Below are 16,177 nucleotides of genomic sequence, written 5' to 3'. Positions count from 1 at the left end.
TCACTTGCTAGATTGAAAACATAAAGTCGTTTGACCAAATGGTCAAACAGTGTGGATTTAAACCTACTTGCCAGCACAAAAATGGCTAAACCGGAGAAAGCGAATGAATACGCTCACTATCCCTCAAATCTTCTCTCAACTGTCTTTTTATCAAGATCATTATCTCGATATTATTCAAGATTCAGCTCAATACTTTACCCCTGTGGCTGGTGCAGAAATCCGTTTATGGCCCTTAGCGACCAAACAATTGTATCTGGGTGACTTGCTGCAATTATGGTTTGCAGAAAAGTGGCTGGTCGAACAAGAACGCCAATTTAGCTTTGAGATCTTTCTGAACACGCCTGAAACTCGGCAAAAAGAACTTTATATTTATGCGCTTACTGGCAATCTTCTGACTGGGTCGAACCAGTCTAAAGTGTGGCAGGCTTCTGCTAAAGAAACTCAGGTGCTGAGTGTATCGAATGTTTCTAAGCATTATTTTGAATATCGGGCTTTGACTCAGCCGAAGCTGGTAAAAGCACCGCAAGGGAAATGGGGCGTACTTTAAGCCTTAAACACGTTAATGGTCGGAATTGCGAAAAATCATACAGGTTGCTGTGGCATGGGCATAAATACGACCTTCGTCATCCAGAATTTGACCTTCGGAAATACCTAGGTTTTTACTGAGATTAATTGATTTTCCGATCGCTTTTAGTTCTTGGTTGTGAGGAATTGGACGGCACATTTTTACATTCAGATCAATTGTGCCATAACCGACACCGGCTTCAAGTAAAGTATGAATCGCGCAGCCTGTTACCGTATCTAAAACAGTTGCGGCAAAACCGCCATGTACACCTCCCATAGGATTCAGATGGCGTTCATCAGCTTTTACAAAAAAGGTCACATGTCCCGGTTCGACTTCGCCAGCAGACATGGGAATGGTGGTTGCCATAGAAGGCATAGACAGATTGCCCTTAAGCATCTCTTGCATAATCTGCAAACCTGAAAGATTCTTGAGATCCATAGCTTGTCCTTATTATTTTAAATACTGGATTTGAATGACAAGTTTAGGCAGATGGTGCTTTGATCAGCAATAAAAAATTGTATGAGGAAATGTACAAAGCCTTTTACTTATGATGAATCCGGTAAAATGATTAAAAATAATAATACCGAGGAAGAATAATCATGAAAGCGAGATGTTTATGCGGAGCGACTCGATTTGAAGTTCAGCTCAGAAATCATGAAGTTGCTGCCTGTCATTGTTCCATGTGCCGCCGCCAGACAAGTGGACCATTAATGTCGATTGATATAGAAAATATTCACTTTATTGATCAGCAGCATTTATCTGTTGCAAGTACTTCTGAATGGGCAGAGCGTGGTTTTTGCAATGCCTGTGGTACTTTTATTTTCTGGCGGACCAAAGATCATTCCTTTGCCAATATTAATGTATTTACTTTGGAGCAACTGCCAGAGGATCTGGATTTCGATTTAGAAATTTATATAGATCATCAGCCAGCATTTTATTCATTTAACAATCAAACCAAAAAAATGACAGAAGCTGAGGTAATTGCTATGTTCCAGCAACCTAACTCCTGAAATGAATATCATTAGATAAAGGAAGAGCAAGTCTGGTGATTTTATCTGATGAAAATAATCTTTTTAAAATTAAGAACACTATATAAGTGCATATATATCATTAAATAAAAATACTGATTAGCAGGTTCGTATTTCAAATAGCATCCTGCTTTTCATGTCATGATCATTCTTTCTTTTGATTAAATTGTTAAATTGGAACGAAAAAAACTCATAGTTTCTGAGCTCAATAAATTATTATTTTCTATAAGCGAACTAAAGATAGAAACTAAACTTTTCTATAAAAATCAATAAATATAAAGATTTATGGCACAAGGATTGTATGTGATTTCCACTGTATATCTCAGTTTTAAATAATTCAGTTTAAAAATAAAACCCGAGAAAAGAATTAAGAATAGAGTGATTTTGCAATGAAACAGTTTTTGCATCTTTGGGTACCGATTTTTTTGAGTAATAGCATCATAATGTTGGTCGGAATATTTGACATGATTTTCCTGTCTCATTACTCACCGCAACATGTGGCTGCTATGGCTGTGTGTTTATCTATTTATTCTTTATTATTTGTTTCGGGGACGGGGATTTTGCAGGGTATGATGCAGGAACTTGCTGAAGCATATGGGCGACGTGCTTTTGATGATATTCAAAAAATTCTGAAACAGAGCATCCTTATTGTCATCGTCCTGTCTGTATTTGCAGGATGGCTATTAACTCATGCAGATCCTTTGCTACATCTGTTAAAAGCAGATAGTGCATTACAGGCTTTGATTCAACCTTGTTTATGGTTACTGGCTTGGACGCTTCCAGCACATTTGTTAGTACGTATTTTATATATTTTAACGCAAGCCTGTGGTCAGGCGAAGCGTGTGTTCTATGCCAATATTTTCTATTTAATACTTAAAATGAGTTTAGCTTATTGCCTGATTTTTGGGATTCAGGGTTATGTACCCGCCTATGGGGTTAAGGGAGCTTTCATTGCTCATCTGACTGTTCAATGGGCACTATTAGTGGTGTATTACCTGATATTTCTAGAAAAACAGTTGCGTGTGCACTGGTCCGGACAATTCTTCTATTTTAAGACTCTGCTAAAAATTTTAAGAATCGGCTTACCCTCAGCAATTGTCGTATTTATTGATGTCTTTACAATTAGTGCGATTGCATTATTGATCTTGCCTTTGGGGGAGATAATGGTGAATGCGCATCAAGTAGCGATGGGTTTGGCTGGCCTGCTGTTTATGGTGCCATTTTCGATGAGCTCTGCTTTTAGCATTCTGGTCTCTACCAGGATTGGTGAAAATCAAGTGCAATCTGCCTGGGATTTAACTTTTAAAGCGTTACGTGCGGTGGTCGCAAGCGCAGTTGTTTTGGCGATCTTGATCGCAATTTTTCAAAAACCGATTGTGACTCTATTTAGTGATAATAAGGATGTGCTTGCGGTGAGTCTGGCATTGATGTTCTTATTGTGCTGGATGCATATTTTTGATGCGATTCTGGTGATTAGCGTCAATATGCTACGTTGCTGGAAAGTAGTAGTCTTCCCCATGTTTATTTTTAGTGGAGTACTGCTATTAGGTGGATTGGGCGGAGGCTGGTATTTGGCTTATCATCCAGTGTCGCTCTTCAATCTCAATCTGGATGTTTTAGGAATAAGTGGTTTCTGGTGGATGCTGGCTATTTCCTATACCTTTGCCGCATTGATGTGTTTGCTTTGTTTGGGACTTAAATACCATAAGCATCTACAAACTACATAAAAAAACCCGCGATCATCGCGGGTTTTTTTATCTAATCAATTAGATTATTTCGCAGCTTTTTCAGCTTCGATCGAAGCAATCGCTTCATCAACGCCTTCGATAGAATCAGCAGCTTTTTTGATACGTGCAAGTGCATCAACTAATACTTCGTCAGCAGTTGCGTAAGAGATACGCATGAAACCGCCTAGGCCGAATGCATCACCAGGAACCACTGCAACACCAGTTTCTTCCAGTAACCAAGCAGAGAATTCTGTGCAAGAGTTCAGACCTTTCGCACGAATCAATGGTTTGATGTTTGCATACGCATAGAATGCACCGTCAGCAGGTAGGCAAGAAATACCTTTAATGTCATTCAAGCCATTCACAACCAGGTCATGACGACGTTTGAATGCTTCAACCATTGGTACAAGAACGTCTTGAGGACCATTCAATGCAGCTTCTGCAGCAACTTGTGAAATAGAAGTTGGGTTAGAAGTTGATTGAGACTGGATTTTTTTCATCGCACCGATCAGTTTAGCAGGGCCCGCTGCATAGCCGATACGCCAGCCTGTCATTGCATAGGCTTTAGACACACCGTTTAATACGATAGTGCGGTCGTAAAGGTCTGGAGCAACAGTTGCGATGTTGTAGAATTCATCTTCCCAGCGGATTGGTTCGTACATGTCGTCAGATGCGATAAATACTTCTGGGTATTTACGCAGTACTGCTGCTAAAGCTTCTAATTCAGCTTTAGTGTAGATCATGCCAGTCGGGTTAGAAGGGCTGTTTAATACCACTAAACGGGTTTTGTCAGTGATCGCAGCTTCTAATTGCTCAGGAGTAATTTTGAAACGTTGTTCTTCACCACATTTCACGATTACTGGTGTACCTTCAGCAATGATCACCATATCTGGATAGCTCACCCAGAATGGAGCAGGGATGATCACTTCATCACCTTTGTTTAACAAAGCAAGTGCCAAGTTAAAGAAAGACTGTTTACCACCACAAGAAACCAGAATTTGGTTCGCTTGATAATCAAGGTTATTGTCACGTTTTAATTTAGCAATAATTGCTTTTTTAAGACCTGGCGTACCATCAACAGCGGTGTATTTGGTGAAACCGTTGTTAATTGCTGCAATTGCTGCATCTTTGATGTGTTGAGGGGTATCAAAATCTGGCTCACCTGCGCCCAAACCAATAACGTTGTGACCAGCAGCTTTCAGTTCAGCAGCCTTGTTTGTCACAGCAAGCGTAGGGGACGGTTTGATGGCATTCACACGATCAGAGAGACGTACGTCCACGGCAGTATTCCTTCTTATAGGGATTAAAAAATAAAAAGCACATTATCTTAGCCTAAAATGGTGCAGATTGGGCAAAAGAATTTGGAAAAATATACGAAAAAAATGCTGAATCAGTGCAACCTTATCTTGAACATCGATAGGTAGTTTAGATAGACATGAACTAAGAATATGCTTTGAGGATGCGAATAATAAGTGAAATATAAACTAAAAATGGCCACTTTAAAGTGGCCATTTATGTGAGAAAGTGTTGTTGTTATGCACTAAAACGTGACAAATCTTCTTCAGGACGGGCAGTCAGCACTTCAATGCCATTTTTTGTTACCAAAAGAGTGTGCTCATATTGAGCCGATAATTTATGGTCTTTAGTGACCACAGTCCATTTATCACCCAGCAGTTTGGTTTGCCAAACACCGGCATTCACCATTGGTTCAATCGTAAAAGTCATACCTTCTTCAAGAACCATACCGGTATCTGGTTGACCATAGTGCAGAACTTGTGGTTCATCATGGAAAGTCGTACCGATGCCATGGCCACAGTATTCACGGACAACGCTAAAGCGTTCAGATTCAACATATTTTTGAATCGCATGACCAATGTCACCAATAGTAGCACCTGGTTTCACCACAGCCATACCACGATACATGGCTTCTTGAGCGACTTTGCACAGACGGTTTGCCAGGATTGAAGTTTCACCACCCACGATGTACATCATATTGGTATCCCCATGGAAACCATCTTTGATGACAGTAACGTCAATGTTTAAAATATCGCCTTTTTTCAGGATCTTGTTTTCAGATGGGATCCCGTGACAGACCACATGGTTTACAGATGTACAGATTGTATGCTGGAAAGCAGGGCGGCCAGGCGCTGCACCATAACCTAAACATGCAGGAATGGCATTCTGCACATTTACAATATAGTCATGACAAATCGTATCCAATTCCAGTGTCGTTACGCCGGGTTTGATATGCGGTTTGATCATATCCAACACTTCTGCAGCCAGTCGTCCAGCGATACGCATCTTTTCGATATCTTCAGCGGATTTGATTAAACGACGGGGAGCTTGATAAGTAGTGTTCATGATCTCTAAAAACTTTTGGAAATTTGTATGTGACTATGGTATAAATAGCCGCCCATTTTATCAAATGCTTTTTCGTGAATATATTTGCGAGGCTGATTGAATGGTGTATTAAAAATCCGCACATATATCGTCACATTACTCTGGGTGCCCGCAAGGGTGGAGAATGCGGATATATGGAGGCCTAACCCAAACTTTAAGGTAAAGAAAATGGCAGATTACAACGTAAGCATGCGCGACCTTCTACAAGCTGGCGCGCACTTTGGTCACCAAACTCGTTTCTGGAACCCAAAAATGCGTCAATACATCTTTGGCGCGCGTAACAAAATTCACATCATCAACCTTGAGCACACTGTTCCTGCGTTAAATGATGCTTTGAACTTCGCTAACCAATTGGCTAGCAAAAAGAACAAAGTTTTGTTCGTTGGTACTAAACGTGCTGCTTCTGCAATCATCCGTGAACAAGCTCAACGCGCTGGTCAACCATACGTAGATCACCGTTGGTTAGGTGGTATGTTGACGAACTGGAAAACTCTTCGCCAATCTATCAACCGTTTAAAAGACCTTCAAACTCAATCTCAAGACGGTACTTTCGCTAAACTTACTAAACGTGAAGCTTTAGAACGTAGCCGTGAGATGGAAAAACTTGAACGTGCTTTAGGCGGCGTTAAAAACATGGGTGGTTTACCTGACGCATTATTCGTAATCGACGTTGATCACGAAGCGATTGCAATTAAAGAAGCTAAAAACCTTGGTATTCCTGTAATCGGTATCGTTGATACTAACTCTAACCCAGACAACGTAGACTACGTTATTCCGGGTAACGACGATGCGATCCGTGCAGTAACACTTTATGCTTCTGCTATGGCTGATGCGATTCTTGCTGGTAAAGAATATGCTCAATCACAAGCAAATGCACAAGCTAAAGCAGAAGAAGCTCCTGCTTCTGAGGCTTAATGCGTTAGACGCTAGCTTGTCATTTTTGCGACACGTGATGGTGGCAAAGTAAGCGTTATGTATGCAGGCGGCCCATGAGAATCCTCTGGGCCGTTTCTGTTCTAAAAAGAATTCATTTTCTACCGAATTTAGGAGATAAACATGACTGCAGTTACAGCAAGCATGGTTAAAGAACTGCGTGATCGTACTGGTCTAGCAATGATGGAATGTAAAAAAGCTTTGACAGAAGCTGGTGGTGACATCGAATTAGCGATCGATAACCTTCGTAAATCTGGTCAAGCAAAAGCAGCTAAAAAAGCTGGTAACATTGCTGCTGACGGCGCGATCACAATTGCTCAAGAAGGCAACAAAGCAATCCTTCTAGAAGTAAACTGCCAAACTGACTTCGTTGCTAAAGACGAAAACTTTGCTGGTTTCTCTGCGAAAGTTGCTGCTGCTGCACTTGCTGCAAACGAAACTGACGCTGCTAAAATGGCTGAACTTAAACTTGAAGATGGCGCTACTGTAGAAGAAGCTCGTATTGCGCTAGTTCAAAAAATCGGTGAAAACATCCAAGTACGTCGTGCGAAAATTGTTGAAGGTGAAAACCTTGCTGTTTACAAACACGGTCTTCGTATCGGTGTTGTTGTATCTTACTCAGGTGATGCTGAAACTGGTAAAGGCTTGGCAATGCACATTGCTGCATTCAACCCGGTTGCTGTAAATGCTGAACAAGTTCCTGCTGACCTTATCGCGAAAGAAAAAGAAATCGCTGAAGCAAAAGCACTTGAATCTGGCAAACCAGCAAACATCGTTGAGAAAATGGTTGTAGGTTCTGTTGAGAAATACCTGAACGAAGTTGTTCTTGAGCGTCAACAATACGTAATCGACAACGACAAGAAAGTTGCTGAAGTTCTTAAAGCGACTGGTACTACTGTTGCTAACTTCGTTCGTTTCGAAGTCGGTGAAGGTATCGAGAAAAAAGCTGAGCTTTCTTTCGCTGAAGAAGTTGCTGCTGCTCAGGCTGCTGCAAAATAATTCAGTAACGAATTAGAAAAAGCCCCGAATGGGGCTTTTTTTGTGACTAAATAAAGAATAATCAAAGAGAAATTATGGCAAATAAAACCAATATGGGGATCGGGGCTGTCATTGCACTTTTGTTGGCTGCTTATTTAGGTCTGGATTTATCAGAATCTAAACAACCGACCAATACTTTTGTACCTTCAGCAGAAGTTGCGTTTCAAGAGCAGACTCATGTTCAAAAAAGTACCCATAAGGTTTCTGATGATACCCAGCGTATAGAGCAAGCTTACCAGCAAAGACAAAGTGATCTTCAGGTTCAGGCGAGCGGTAAGGTGGTAGTGTTATTAAAAGATGATAATGAAGGTTCCCGTCATCAGAAATTTATTCTGGAATTATCCACTGGTCAAACTGTATTAGTTGCGCACAATATTGATCTGGCGCCACGCATCCAGAATATGCAAAAAGGGGATCAGGTTGAGTTTTTTGGTGAGTATGAATATAGCGACAAAGGTGGGGTGATTCATTGGACCCATCATGATCCATCTAATAAGCACATCAGCGGTTGGTTAAAACACCAAGGAAAAACCTATCAATAAGGGAATTTTCCTTGGTTTTATAAATGTAATGATATTACATACGCTTTAAGCGCACTGTATTGCCTCAGATTGACGAGATTTCCATTTAGGTAGGACTTTGCCTAAATAGGCATCCATGCACCATAACGGGCCAATGAGAAGGAATTGAAGGTCTTTGAAGAAAGAAGGCTTTTTACCTTCGACTTTGTGTCCATAAAATTGCCCAATCCAGGCAAAAACAAACAATGCAATAAAGAAGCCGATACCTACAGGTAAAACCCAGATGAACCAGGCCATCATCAGGGTTAGCGCTGCCATTGCCACAGCCAGTACAATATCTAGACGTGCATAAAACACAAAAGCCAGAACCAAGAGCAGGGCAGTCAGTAAAGCGCTAAAGTGCGCCATGATGCCAATAATGGAAAAGTAGATGGTAGGCACGCAGACCCAATGGATCAGTTTGTTGGTTTTGTTTTGATGACTTTCACTATATTCATCTAACCATTCGGATATTGTTTTCATTCTATCGCTCCCATCCATGAACGTACTGTCAGTTTTCAAAATATAAAACAGTTTGGAGGTATGGTCAAAATGAAATCGATAGCGGATGAGTAAAAGCTAATGAAGGCTCATACCTGAATGGAATAACATCGACAGTAGTATAGGTAAAAGCAGTTTGAACTCTTGCTCTACATCACCAAATAAAAAAGCCACATGACTGTGGCTTTGAGTTAAATGTAGAGCGGTCAAATCTTATGAGTTTGGACCATCTACACGCTCAATATTGACATGTGCAGTACCAGCATTGGTAATACCAAGCTGTTTAGCAGCACCGTAAGATAAATCTAGAACACGGTTGCCATGGAATGGTCCACGGTCATTAACCTTCACAACCACACTCTTACCATTGTTTTTGTTAGTCACGCGGATAAAGCAGTTTAATGGCAGGCTACGGTGTGCAGCAGTCATTGCATTCATATCGAATGTTTCACCACTAGCAGTTTTACGGCCATGGAATTGACGACCATACCAAGATGCTGTACCTGTCTGACTGAATTTACGAACTGTGTTTGAAGCAACATTGTTCAGTTTCTCAATCACTGAAGGCTCTTCTGCAGGAATTGCAATTTTTGCTGCAATAGTTTGACGACGAACTTTATCGCCAGAACGCTCAGTGATTGAAAGGCTGTTCAAATTTGTGAAATTTGAATTGAAGCTTTGAGCTTCTTTGTTTAATACACGCGCTGCAAGACGCGAATTGTCATGATCATTATTGAATGATGATGACTGAACCATATCTGCTTGCGATTGCGTTAGGGTAACGGTCGCGGCGATGGCCATAAAATACTTCAGAAAAGAAGAATGCATTGAATCAACTCCTAACAGCATGTTTCATTAGATTGGGCCTAAGTAGCTGATAACCCTATAAACATGCCTGATATTTAACTTATGCAACTACATTTAACGAATTGGATAATATTCATGCTGGCAACTGGCTGTCTAGTGTTTAATTAAAATAGTTAAAAAAAGTACGCAAAATAAACAATGACTGATTAAAAAATAATCAATATTGTAACAAGTCGTAAAAAATGCCTAAAAAATAGGCATTTTGTTTAATAAAAATCTTGACTTTAGTGGTTGGTAGGAAATTTTACTGTTATCGGCTCGTAATTTCTGTACCTAAAAGCCACAATGCAGTGGCATACATACGACTACGATTGTACGTGGTAATCACTTGAAAATTCGGATAAGTAATATAGTAAATCGGTCCGTAATTTTCTTGTAATTGAATAACATTGACCATATCAAGATCATCAATACGAACAATCGGATTCATCGGACTGATCCCTTGGGTTTTGATTACTCCATAAGGCGTTGGCTGAGTCAGATCTTTTGCGATGACAGAATCAGGATTCGAGCCGGTATAACGGGCAGGGAAAGCTATTGGCTGATCACGTTGCCAGCCATTTTGAGCCAGATAGTTTGCAATTGAACCAATCGCATCTACTGCAGAATTGCGCAGATCGATATGGCCATTGCCATCATAGTCGACCCCATACTTTGGAATATTACTTGGCATAAACTGCGGATAGCCCACAGCACCTGCATAAGAACCCACGATCGAGGATGCTGACACACCATCTTTATATGACCATGCGATCAATGCCGCCAGTTCATCCTGGAAGTATTGCGCACGACGTTCATAACCAAAGCCAAGAGTTGCCAGTGCATCACGGGTCACAAATGAACCCTTGTTGCTGCCAAAACCGGTCTCTACCCCCAAAATACCCAAAATGATCGATTGTGGTACACCAAACTGCTGCTCAGCGCGATTTAATGTTGCAGCATATTGCTGCTTGAAACGTACACCACGTTGAATCGTACCTTCAGACAGAAAATTGGTCTTATAGGCATACCATGGCTTACTTTCACCTGGACGATTCATGATATTGATAATATTTGGAAGATTTTTTGCTCCCGTCATTGCACTGTCTACTTGCTGGGCACTTAGACCATAGGTCTGCATAGTGTTTTGCTTGAAACTGGCATAAGAGGGATGATATTGAAAATCGTTGGCCAGGCTTAAACTACTGAGTCCGAATGCACTGACAAGGATCGAAAGCTGCTTCAATTTTTTATAAAAATTCGATTTCAACATCTTGGTATGATTTCCAATTTTTTGATAGGTTTGTGGCTATGTCATTTGAATCGTGCCATGAAAAAGATCAATTCACTTTTCTCAATTTTCTGGCATTAGAGGCAATATTAAAGATAACATTCTGATGAATAGGAGTCATATAAACTCCCTTAAAAACAGGAAAGGGTTGGTTGTTTTTTCAGCATTTTGTATTTTAGTTCACAATAACTGTAACAAGCTATTTCTTAAGCCACAAAAAAGCCTGACCGAAGTCAGGCTTAATCTGCATTATTTGAATAAATATGCGGCTTTATTCAGTAAAGAATAGGGTGTCGTGATATTCTGCCATTGCCTGAAGTTCATCCTTATTTAAATTCAGGATGATTTTATCTGCTGCAATATTAATCGCTTTGATTACCGCTGAAGCACCAATATCAGCAGCCTTGCGTTTAATCATGCCTAAATCTAAGGTTTTATTAAAGTCGACCATGAAATGACGTACAGTCGCTTCACCAAACTGTTTGTACAGATTGCTGAGACTCTGCTTATCGACACTTTGGCCAGCTTTTAATTCTGCATAATGGTGTTTTAGATTGGTGACCAGATTGGCATCCAGTGATTCACCAATACGGAAATTTCCTTCCGGATCTTTAAACAGGCTGCGTTCAGAAAAAGCAATCGACTCCTTGACGACTTCATTTGGTGCTTTACTCAGTAACTGTTTCAGTAACACTGCCACAGTAGACTTGATATAGCCTGCCAGTTTTTCTGCCGTATCGCGTTTTTCGCTTGCAGGAAAACGGCGTACCAGTTCCGTGAGAATTGCATCAATAATTTCATCATTAATCATTAATGCAGTTTTATCCCGCAGTGGATAAAGCGGTTCACTCGAGTTTTTATTTTTCTGTGCAGTCTGAATTGTATTTAATAGTTCTGCAGAAGGAATAAAACCAAAAAAAGGCATTCTTAAACCTCAATGTTTTTTATTGTCGCGCTAAACGAATAGGGCGAGGCATCCATGTGGAATCCGATACACGACAAGGGTTGATATCCAATCCACCACGGCGTGTATAGGTCGCATATACCATCAGCTTTTCCGGTTTCAGATTTTGCCAGATATCGGCAAACATCTGTTCCACACATTGTTCGTGAAAACCGTTGTGCTGACGATACGAAATAATATAAGCCAAAATACTCTTATAACAAGGTTTTTTGCCCTGATAGCGTATAAATACTGTACCCCAGTCCGGTTGTCCAGTGACTGGGCAGTTACTTCTTAATAAATGTGAATAGAGTTGTACTTCGATATTTTCATCGCTGTACTGATCTAAAGACAATAAAGAAGCATCTGGATGATTTTCCAGGCGTTCCGGAGTCAGGTCATCAATACAGATACCTTCAGGCTTGGAAATTTCAAGTTCATCAACATGGAAAAGATCCAGTGTGATTTCAGCACCGGCAGCTTTTGAGAGGTCCTTTTCTACAGTTGCAATAAAGGCCTCTTTTGAATCAAACTTGGCAAAGTTCAGGCTATTGAAATAGAGCTTTAAAGACTTTGATTCAATGAGATTTGGGGAAAATGCTGGCAGGGTAATTCGACCAATAGCCACTTGAGGTATGCCGGCAGAATTTAACCATGAAATTTCAAAAACATGCCACCAGTCTTTGCCTTGCTGAATAGCTTCAATATGGGCATATTTTTCACGGGCAGGCGCACGAGAAATCGGGAACAAAATATCGGGTTGATACTCTGTTGGGTAGTTGGTGTCTTTACCAAGGAGAGAATGTTCTACACTCATTATTCACGCATTCCTGAACCACGAGACAATAAATAGTAAGCAATACCGTAAAGCACGGCACACCAGAAAGTAATCACGACCAATGAAACGGAAACATTGACATCACTATGACCTAAAATGCCGAAACGGAACGCATTGACCATATACACGATCGGGTTAACTAAAGAGAGATTTTGCCAGAACGGACTTAAGGCTGAAATCGCATAAAACACACCGCCTAAATAAGTCAGTGGTGTGAGTACAAAAGTTGGGATGATCGAGATATCATCAAAAGATTTGGCATAGACAGCATTAATAAAGCCGCCTAGAGAGAATAATAGCGAGGTAATGAGTACTGTATATATAGTCACAAACCAGTTAGTAATATAAAGGTCTGCAAAAAACAGGCTCATGGCACTGACAATAATGGCAACAAACAGACCACGAATTACACCACCCAATACATAGCCCCATAAAATGGCATGTAAAGGTACAGGGCTCATGATCAGCTCTTCAATGCTTTTCTGAAATTTTGAGCTAAAGAAGCTGGAAGAGACATTGGCATAACTGTTGGTAATCACCGCCATCATGATCAGACCGGGGACAATAAACTCCATATAACTATAGCCGCCCATTTCCCCAATACGTGAACCGACCAGATTACCGAAGATCACGAAATATAGACTCATGGTAATGGCAGGTGGCAGCAGAGTTTGTGGCCAGATCCGCATAAAGCGGCGAACTTCTTTATGAACGATGGTATATAAGGCGACGCCGAGCTGATTTATATTCATTGTGCAGCTCCATCCAGATTTTTCTCGACCATTTTCACAAACAGTTCTTCTAAGCGATTTGACTTGTTACGCATGCTGCGTACCTGAATGTTCTGTGATTCCAGTAACTGGAACAAATCATTCATGGAATGGGCTTTATCCAGTGTCACTTCTAAGGTCATTGGATCTACTAAATTAAATTTCACACCAATAATTTCAATATTTAATGGCTCAATAGGTGCAGCCAGATCGAAGATAAAGGATTCTTCATTGAGCTGATTCAGGAAATTCTTCATGGTGGTATCTTCTTTGATCACACCACGATCGATAATCGCAATTTGACGACACAACATCTCTGCTTCTTCCAGATAATGAGTCGTTAAAATAATAGAAGTACCATTACCGTTCATTTCATTAAGAAAATCCCACATGGAACGACGCAATTCGATATCCACACCGGCTGTTGGTTCATCCAGAATCAATAATTTTGGTTCATGCATCATCGCACGAGCGATCATCAGGCGACGTTTCATACCCCCTGAAAGCATACGAGCTTGAGTAGAGCGTTTTTCCCAAAGACCCAGTTTATTTAAATATTCTTCAGCACGCGCTTGAGCAATTTTTTTAGGAATACCATAATAACCGGCTTGAGTGACCAGAATATCAAAGGTCTTTTCAAACTGGGCGAAGTTAAATTCTTGGGGTACTACGCCTAAACATTGTTTGGCTTCAGAAGGGTGGGTATCCAGATTGTGACCAAAAATTTCAACGGTTCCAGAGGTTTTTCTTGTTAATGAACTGATAATACCAATAGTAGTGGACTTGCCCGCACCATTAGGTCCTAACAGGGCATAGAATTCACCTTCAGGTACAGTTAAGTTGATTCCTTTAAGTGCCTGAAAACCATTTCCATAGGTCTTCGACAAATCCCTTAATGTCAGCGCATCAGTCATAGAGATCTCAAATGGTGAAAAGTTGAGATATTGTGAGTGATCTTGCAGAATAAACCAAGTCATTCACATGGAATTCTCTGTTGCTGTTTTGGCAAACTGTATAAAGGATAGGCATAAAAATAACGAAGTTATAGATAGTTGCTTTACCTTATGCGTTTTTTTGTTATGATGTGCGCATTCCAAAAAGCTGCGGCCATAGCTCAACTGGATAGAGTACAGGTCTCCGAAGCCTGTGGCGTGGGTTCGAGTCCCGCTGGCCGCACCATCATTTTATAAGTTCACTTTCCTCATTAGAATAAAAAAAATTCCAGATTTATAAAATAAATTATGGATTCTCTTCCTCTTCATCCTGATGTTTTTGACGTATTAGATCTCTTTTCACCTGAGGGTCTTGATCTACGCCTAACTGACCGCGTTGAATCTCTCGATCTTGTTTCTCTTGTGGGTCTAACTCTTCTTCTGGAAACTCTTCATTCAGTTCTTCATCTGGTTTAGCCATCGGGAATTACCTCTTGGAAATATAAGTAGTAATGTCTGTAGAAGATGCTCTTGGCCCTCTTATTCTATAAAAGTGGGTGAATTACATTGTTGTATTTATAGTTTGTTTAATCTCATAAATTGTTGTTTCTATAAATAGATGTGCTGAGTAGTTTTTCTATCAAAAAATTAGTATCTTATGCTCACAATAAAAATGAGATATAGATATGAAAAAATTATTATTCATTGGGTTAATGATTGGGGCTTCTTCAGTTGCTGGAGCGAATACACCTTTAGCTATTCAATATGGTAATCCTGCTGCAATAGATAAAGCAGTTATTACGACTACACCTTATTATGCTCAAGAAAACCTAATAAGTCAGTACTCTTTAGCTTTTGGCTACGCCGGTTCAAAAATAGGATCAGACAGTTTTTTTGGTACCGAATCATTCGATGGGCTGTTTATTAATGGTGAATATCAATCCCATCCAACGGCCAGCTTATGGGCCGAATATAAATTTCAAAGTTCAGATATTGATTACAATCAAGTTGCAATGGGGATAAAAAATAAATTTCTGGAAAATGATCAGCTTTATTCAGCAGTTTCTATAGGTCTGGGAATGAGCTGGGTAGATGAAAGTGAAACGAATGCAGATCTTGGTCGAATCGATCTTGAATTGGATTATTTTACAATTCCCGTTGCATTGGAAGTCGGTTATAAAGTTGCTCCTGAAGCAGATTTATTTGGATCTTTTGGTTATCAATGGATGTTTAACCGTGACGCCAAGATTTGTATGAATGGCGCATGTGTCTCTGGTAAGAGTGATGATCTGGACTTAAATGGGGTTACTTATCAATTTGGTTTTCGCTATTACTTTTAGTGGCTAATCAATCGCCTTAATAGCGAACTCTTTTACTTAAGACTTGAAATTGTATTTAGATGAAATTATTCATTTTTCACATAAATAAAGAATATTTTTTATTGAAATTTAAATAGATAGGATGTAGAGATAGAAAAGAATAGAATTGTTTGTAGTGCTCTATTGAGCCAGCCAAAATATTTTAATCTGCTTTTGAAAAAGCACAATTTAAATATTGTATAAGTCTTCTTTTAGAAGTGTAAAAGCGTATTGTAGGTAAAAAAAATCCTGCTATATTGAACTCATGGTAGGTTATAAAACGAAACGACGCTACCAATAAGTTGGACGGATCAATGACAGTTAGTTGAGTTCGAACTTCGGTTCAGGCAATAGATCTAGCACTAGCCATCCAACACAGAGCCCGCAGCGATGCGGGCTTTTTAATGCAAAATTTTAAGCGTGAGTTATTAATAATTTTGACTCTTT

General features: G+C 40.0%; 18 protein-coding genes and 1 tRNA gene. 8 read left to right on the top strand and 11 right to left on the bottom strand.

What is annotated here, in order from left to right; translation table 11 throughout:
• The first annotated feature begins 103 nt into the window (after positions 1–103).
• Positions 104–547: a hypothetical protein gene (locus O4M77_RS09605; RefSeq protein ID WP_166138302.1), complete on the top strand. Its 444-nt coding sequence runs from the start codon at positions 104–106 to the stop codon at positions 545–547.
• Between the two features lie 12 nt (positions 548–559).
• Here O4M77_RS09605 and O4M77_RS09600 read toward each other — a convergent pair whose 3' ends face one another.
• Positions 560–1,003 (bottom strand): PaaI family thioesterase, encoded by a 444-nt coding sequence (locus tag O4M77_RS09600; RefSeq protein ID WP_180015240.1) that lies wholly within the window; start codon positions 1,001–1,003, stop codon positions 560–562.
• 161 nt (positions 1,004–1,164) lie between these two features.
• Here O4M77_RS09600 and O4M77_RS09595 point away from each other — a divergent pair, with 161 nt between their 5' ends.
• Both O4M77_RS09595 and O4M77_RS09590 read left to right on the top strand, forming a co-directional pair.
• Positions 1,165–1,575, top strand: a complete 411-nt coding sequence (locus O4M77_RS09595; protein ID WP_323713401.1) for a GFA family protein — start codon at positions 1,165–1,167, stop codon at positions 1,573–1,575.
• Between the two features lie 482 nt (positions 1,576–2,057).
• On the top strand, positions 2,058–3,320 hold the full coding sequence (locus tag O4M77_RS09590) for an MATE family efflux transporter (protein ID WP_323713400.1): 1,263 nt from the start codon (positions 2,058–2,060) through the stop codon (positions 3,318–3,320).
• A gap of 44 nt (positions 3,321–3,364) precedes the next feature.
• Here O4M77_RS09590 and O4M77_RS09585 read toward each other — a convergent pair whose 3' ends face one another.
• Together O4M77_RS09585 and map are read right to left on the bottom strand one after the other, a co-directional pair.
• Positions 3,365–4,600 carry a pyridoxal phosphate-dependent aminotransferase gene (locus tag O4M77_RS09585; RefSeq protein ID WP_005236666.1) on the bottom strand — a complete coding sequence of 412 codons (1,236 nt, stop codon included), beginning with the start codon at positions 4,598–4,600 and terminating at the stop codon, positions 3,365–3,367.
• A 253-nt stretch (positions 4,601–4,853) separates the two neighbouring features.
• Positions 4,854–5,681 (bottom strand): type I methionyl aminopeptidase, encoded by an 828-nt coding sequence (map, locus tag O4M77_RS09580; RefSeq protein WP_004784494.1) that lies wholly within the window; start codon positions 5,679–5,681, stop codon positions 4,854–4,856.
• Positions 5,682–5,888: 207 nt separating this feature from the next.
• Between map and rpsB the strand changes: the two genes are divergently transcribed.
• The 3 genes from rpsB (at position 5,889) to O4M77_RS09565 (ending at position 8,233) form a co-directional block, all read left to right on the top strand.
• Positions 5,889–6,635 carry a 30S ribosomal protein S2 gene (rpsB, locus tag O4M77_RS09575; protein ID WP_004784492.1) on the top strand — a complete coding sequence of 249 codons (747 nt, stop codon included), beginning with the start codon at positions 5,889–5,891 and terminating at the stop codon, positions 6,633–6,635.
• Positions 6,636–6,776: 141 nt separating this feature from the next.
• Positions 6,777–7,652: a translation elongation factor Ts gene (gene tsf / locus O4M77_RS09570; RefSeq protein WP_323713399.1), complete on the top strand. Its 876-nt coding sequence runs from the start codon at positions 6,777–6,779 to the stop codon at positions 7,650–7,652.
• Positions 7,653–7,726: 74 nt separating this feature from the next.
• A complete protein-coding gene (locus tag O4M77_RS09565; RefSeq protein ID WP_284879069.1) occupies positions 7,727–8,233 on the top strand; it encodes a DUF3465 domain-containing protein in 507 nt (168 codons plus the stop codon).
• Between the two features lie 45 nt (positions 8,234–8,278).
• Here O4M77_RS09565 and O4M77_RS09560 read toward each other — a convergent pair whose 3' ends face one another.
• From O4M77_RS09560 to O4M77_RS09530, 7 genes are all read right to left on the bottom strand, one after another.
• On the bottom strand, positions 8,279–8,734 hold the full coding sequence (locus O4M77_RS09560) for a DUF962 domain-containing protein (protein WP_005236656.1): 456 nt from the start codon (positions 8,732–8,734) through the stop codon (positions 8,279–8,281).
• Between the two features lie 231 nt (positions 8,735–8,965).
• On the bottom strand, positions 8,966–9,580 hold the full coding sequence (locus O4M77_RS09555) for a septal ring lytic transglycosylase RlpA family protein (RefSeq protein ID WP_004784482.1): 615 nt from the start codon (positions 9,578–9,580) through the stop codon (positions 8,966–8,968).
• Positions 9,581–9,869: 289 nt separating this feature from the next.
• A complete protein-coding gene (mltB, locus tag O4M77_RS09550; RefSeq protein WP_166138288.1) occupies positions 9,870–10,871 on the bottom strand; it encodes a lytic murein transglycosylase B in 1,002 nt (333 codons plus the stop codon).
• A gap of 289 nt (positions 10,872–11,160) precedes the next feature.
• Positions 11,161–11,814 carry a hypothetical protein gene (locus tag O4M77_RS09545; RefSeq protein WP_180002837.1) on the bottom strand — a complete coding sequence of 218 codons (654 nt, stop codon included), beginning with the start codon at positions 11,812–11,814 and terminating at the stop codon, positions 11,161–11,163.
• 19 nt (positions 11,815–11,833) lie between these two features.
• A complete protein-coding gene (gene queF, locus O4M77_RS09540) occupies positions 11,834–12,649 on the bottom strand; it encodes an NADPH-dependent 7-cyano-7-deazaguanine reductase QueF (protein ID WP_313660238.1) in 816 nt (271 codons plus the stop codon).
• Positions 12,649–13,422 carry an ABC transporter permease gene (locus O4M77_RS09535; RefSeq protein WP_159124083.1) on the bottom strand — a complete coding sequence of 258 codons (774 nt, stop codon included), beginning with the start codon at positions 13,420–13,422 and terminating at the stop codon, positions 12,649–12,651. Before O4M77_RS09535 ends, queF begins: the two co-directional genes overlap by 1 nt.
• Entirely contained in the window at positions 13,419–14,354 is a 936-nt protein-coding gene (locus tag O4M77_RS09530; RefSeq protein ID WP_323713398.1) for an ABC transporter ATP-binding protein, read from the bottom strand. The genes O4M77_RS09535 and O4M77_RS09530 overlap by 4 nt, the downstream gene beginning before the upstream one ends.
• 189 nt (positions 14,355–14,543) lie before the next feature.
• Here O4M77_RS09530 and O4M77_RS09525 point away from each other — a divergent pair.
• Positions 14,544–14,619 (top strand) — tRNA-Arg (locus O4M77_RS09525).
• A gap of 60 nt (positions 14,620–14,679) precedes the next feature.
• On the opposite strand, the gene O4M77_RS09520 is transcribed toward O4M77_RS09525, so the two are convergent.
• Positions 14,680–14,853 (bottom strand): hypothetical protein, encoded by a 174-nt coding sequence (locus tag O4M77_RS09520; RefSeq protein WP_284879067.1) that lies wholly within the window; start codon positions 14,851–14,853, stop codon positions 14,680–14,682.
• Between the two features lie 205 nt (positions 14,854–15,058).
• Between O4M77_RS09520 and O4M77_RS09515 the strand changes: the two genes are divergently transcribed.
• Positions 15,059–15,712: a hypothetical protein gene (locus O4M77_RS09515; protein ID WP_323713397.1), complete on the top strand. Its 654-nt coding sequence runs from the start codon at positions 15,059–15,061 to the stop codon at positions 15,710–15,712.
• Positions 15,713–16,177: the final 465 nt, after the last annotated feature.

This window comes from Acinetobacter sp. YWS30-1 (assembly GCF_033558715.1).
Lineage (GTDB): Bacteria > Pseudomonadota > Gammaproteobacteria > Pseudomonadales > Moraxellaceae > Acinetobacter.
The sequence above is the reverse complement of the archived record's forward strand: the minus strand, read 5'-3'. Positions and strand labels throughout refer to the sequence as shown.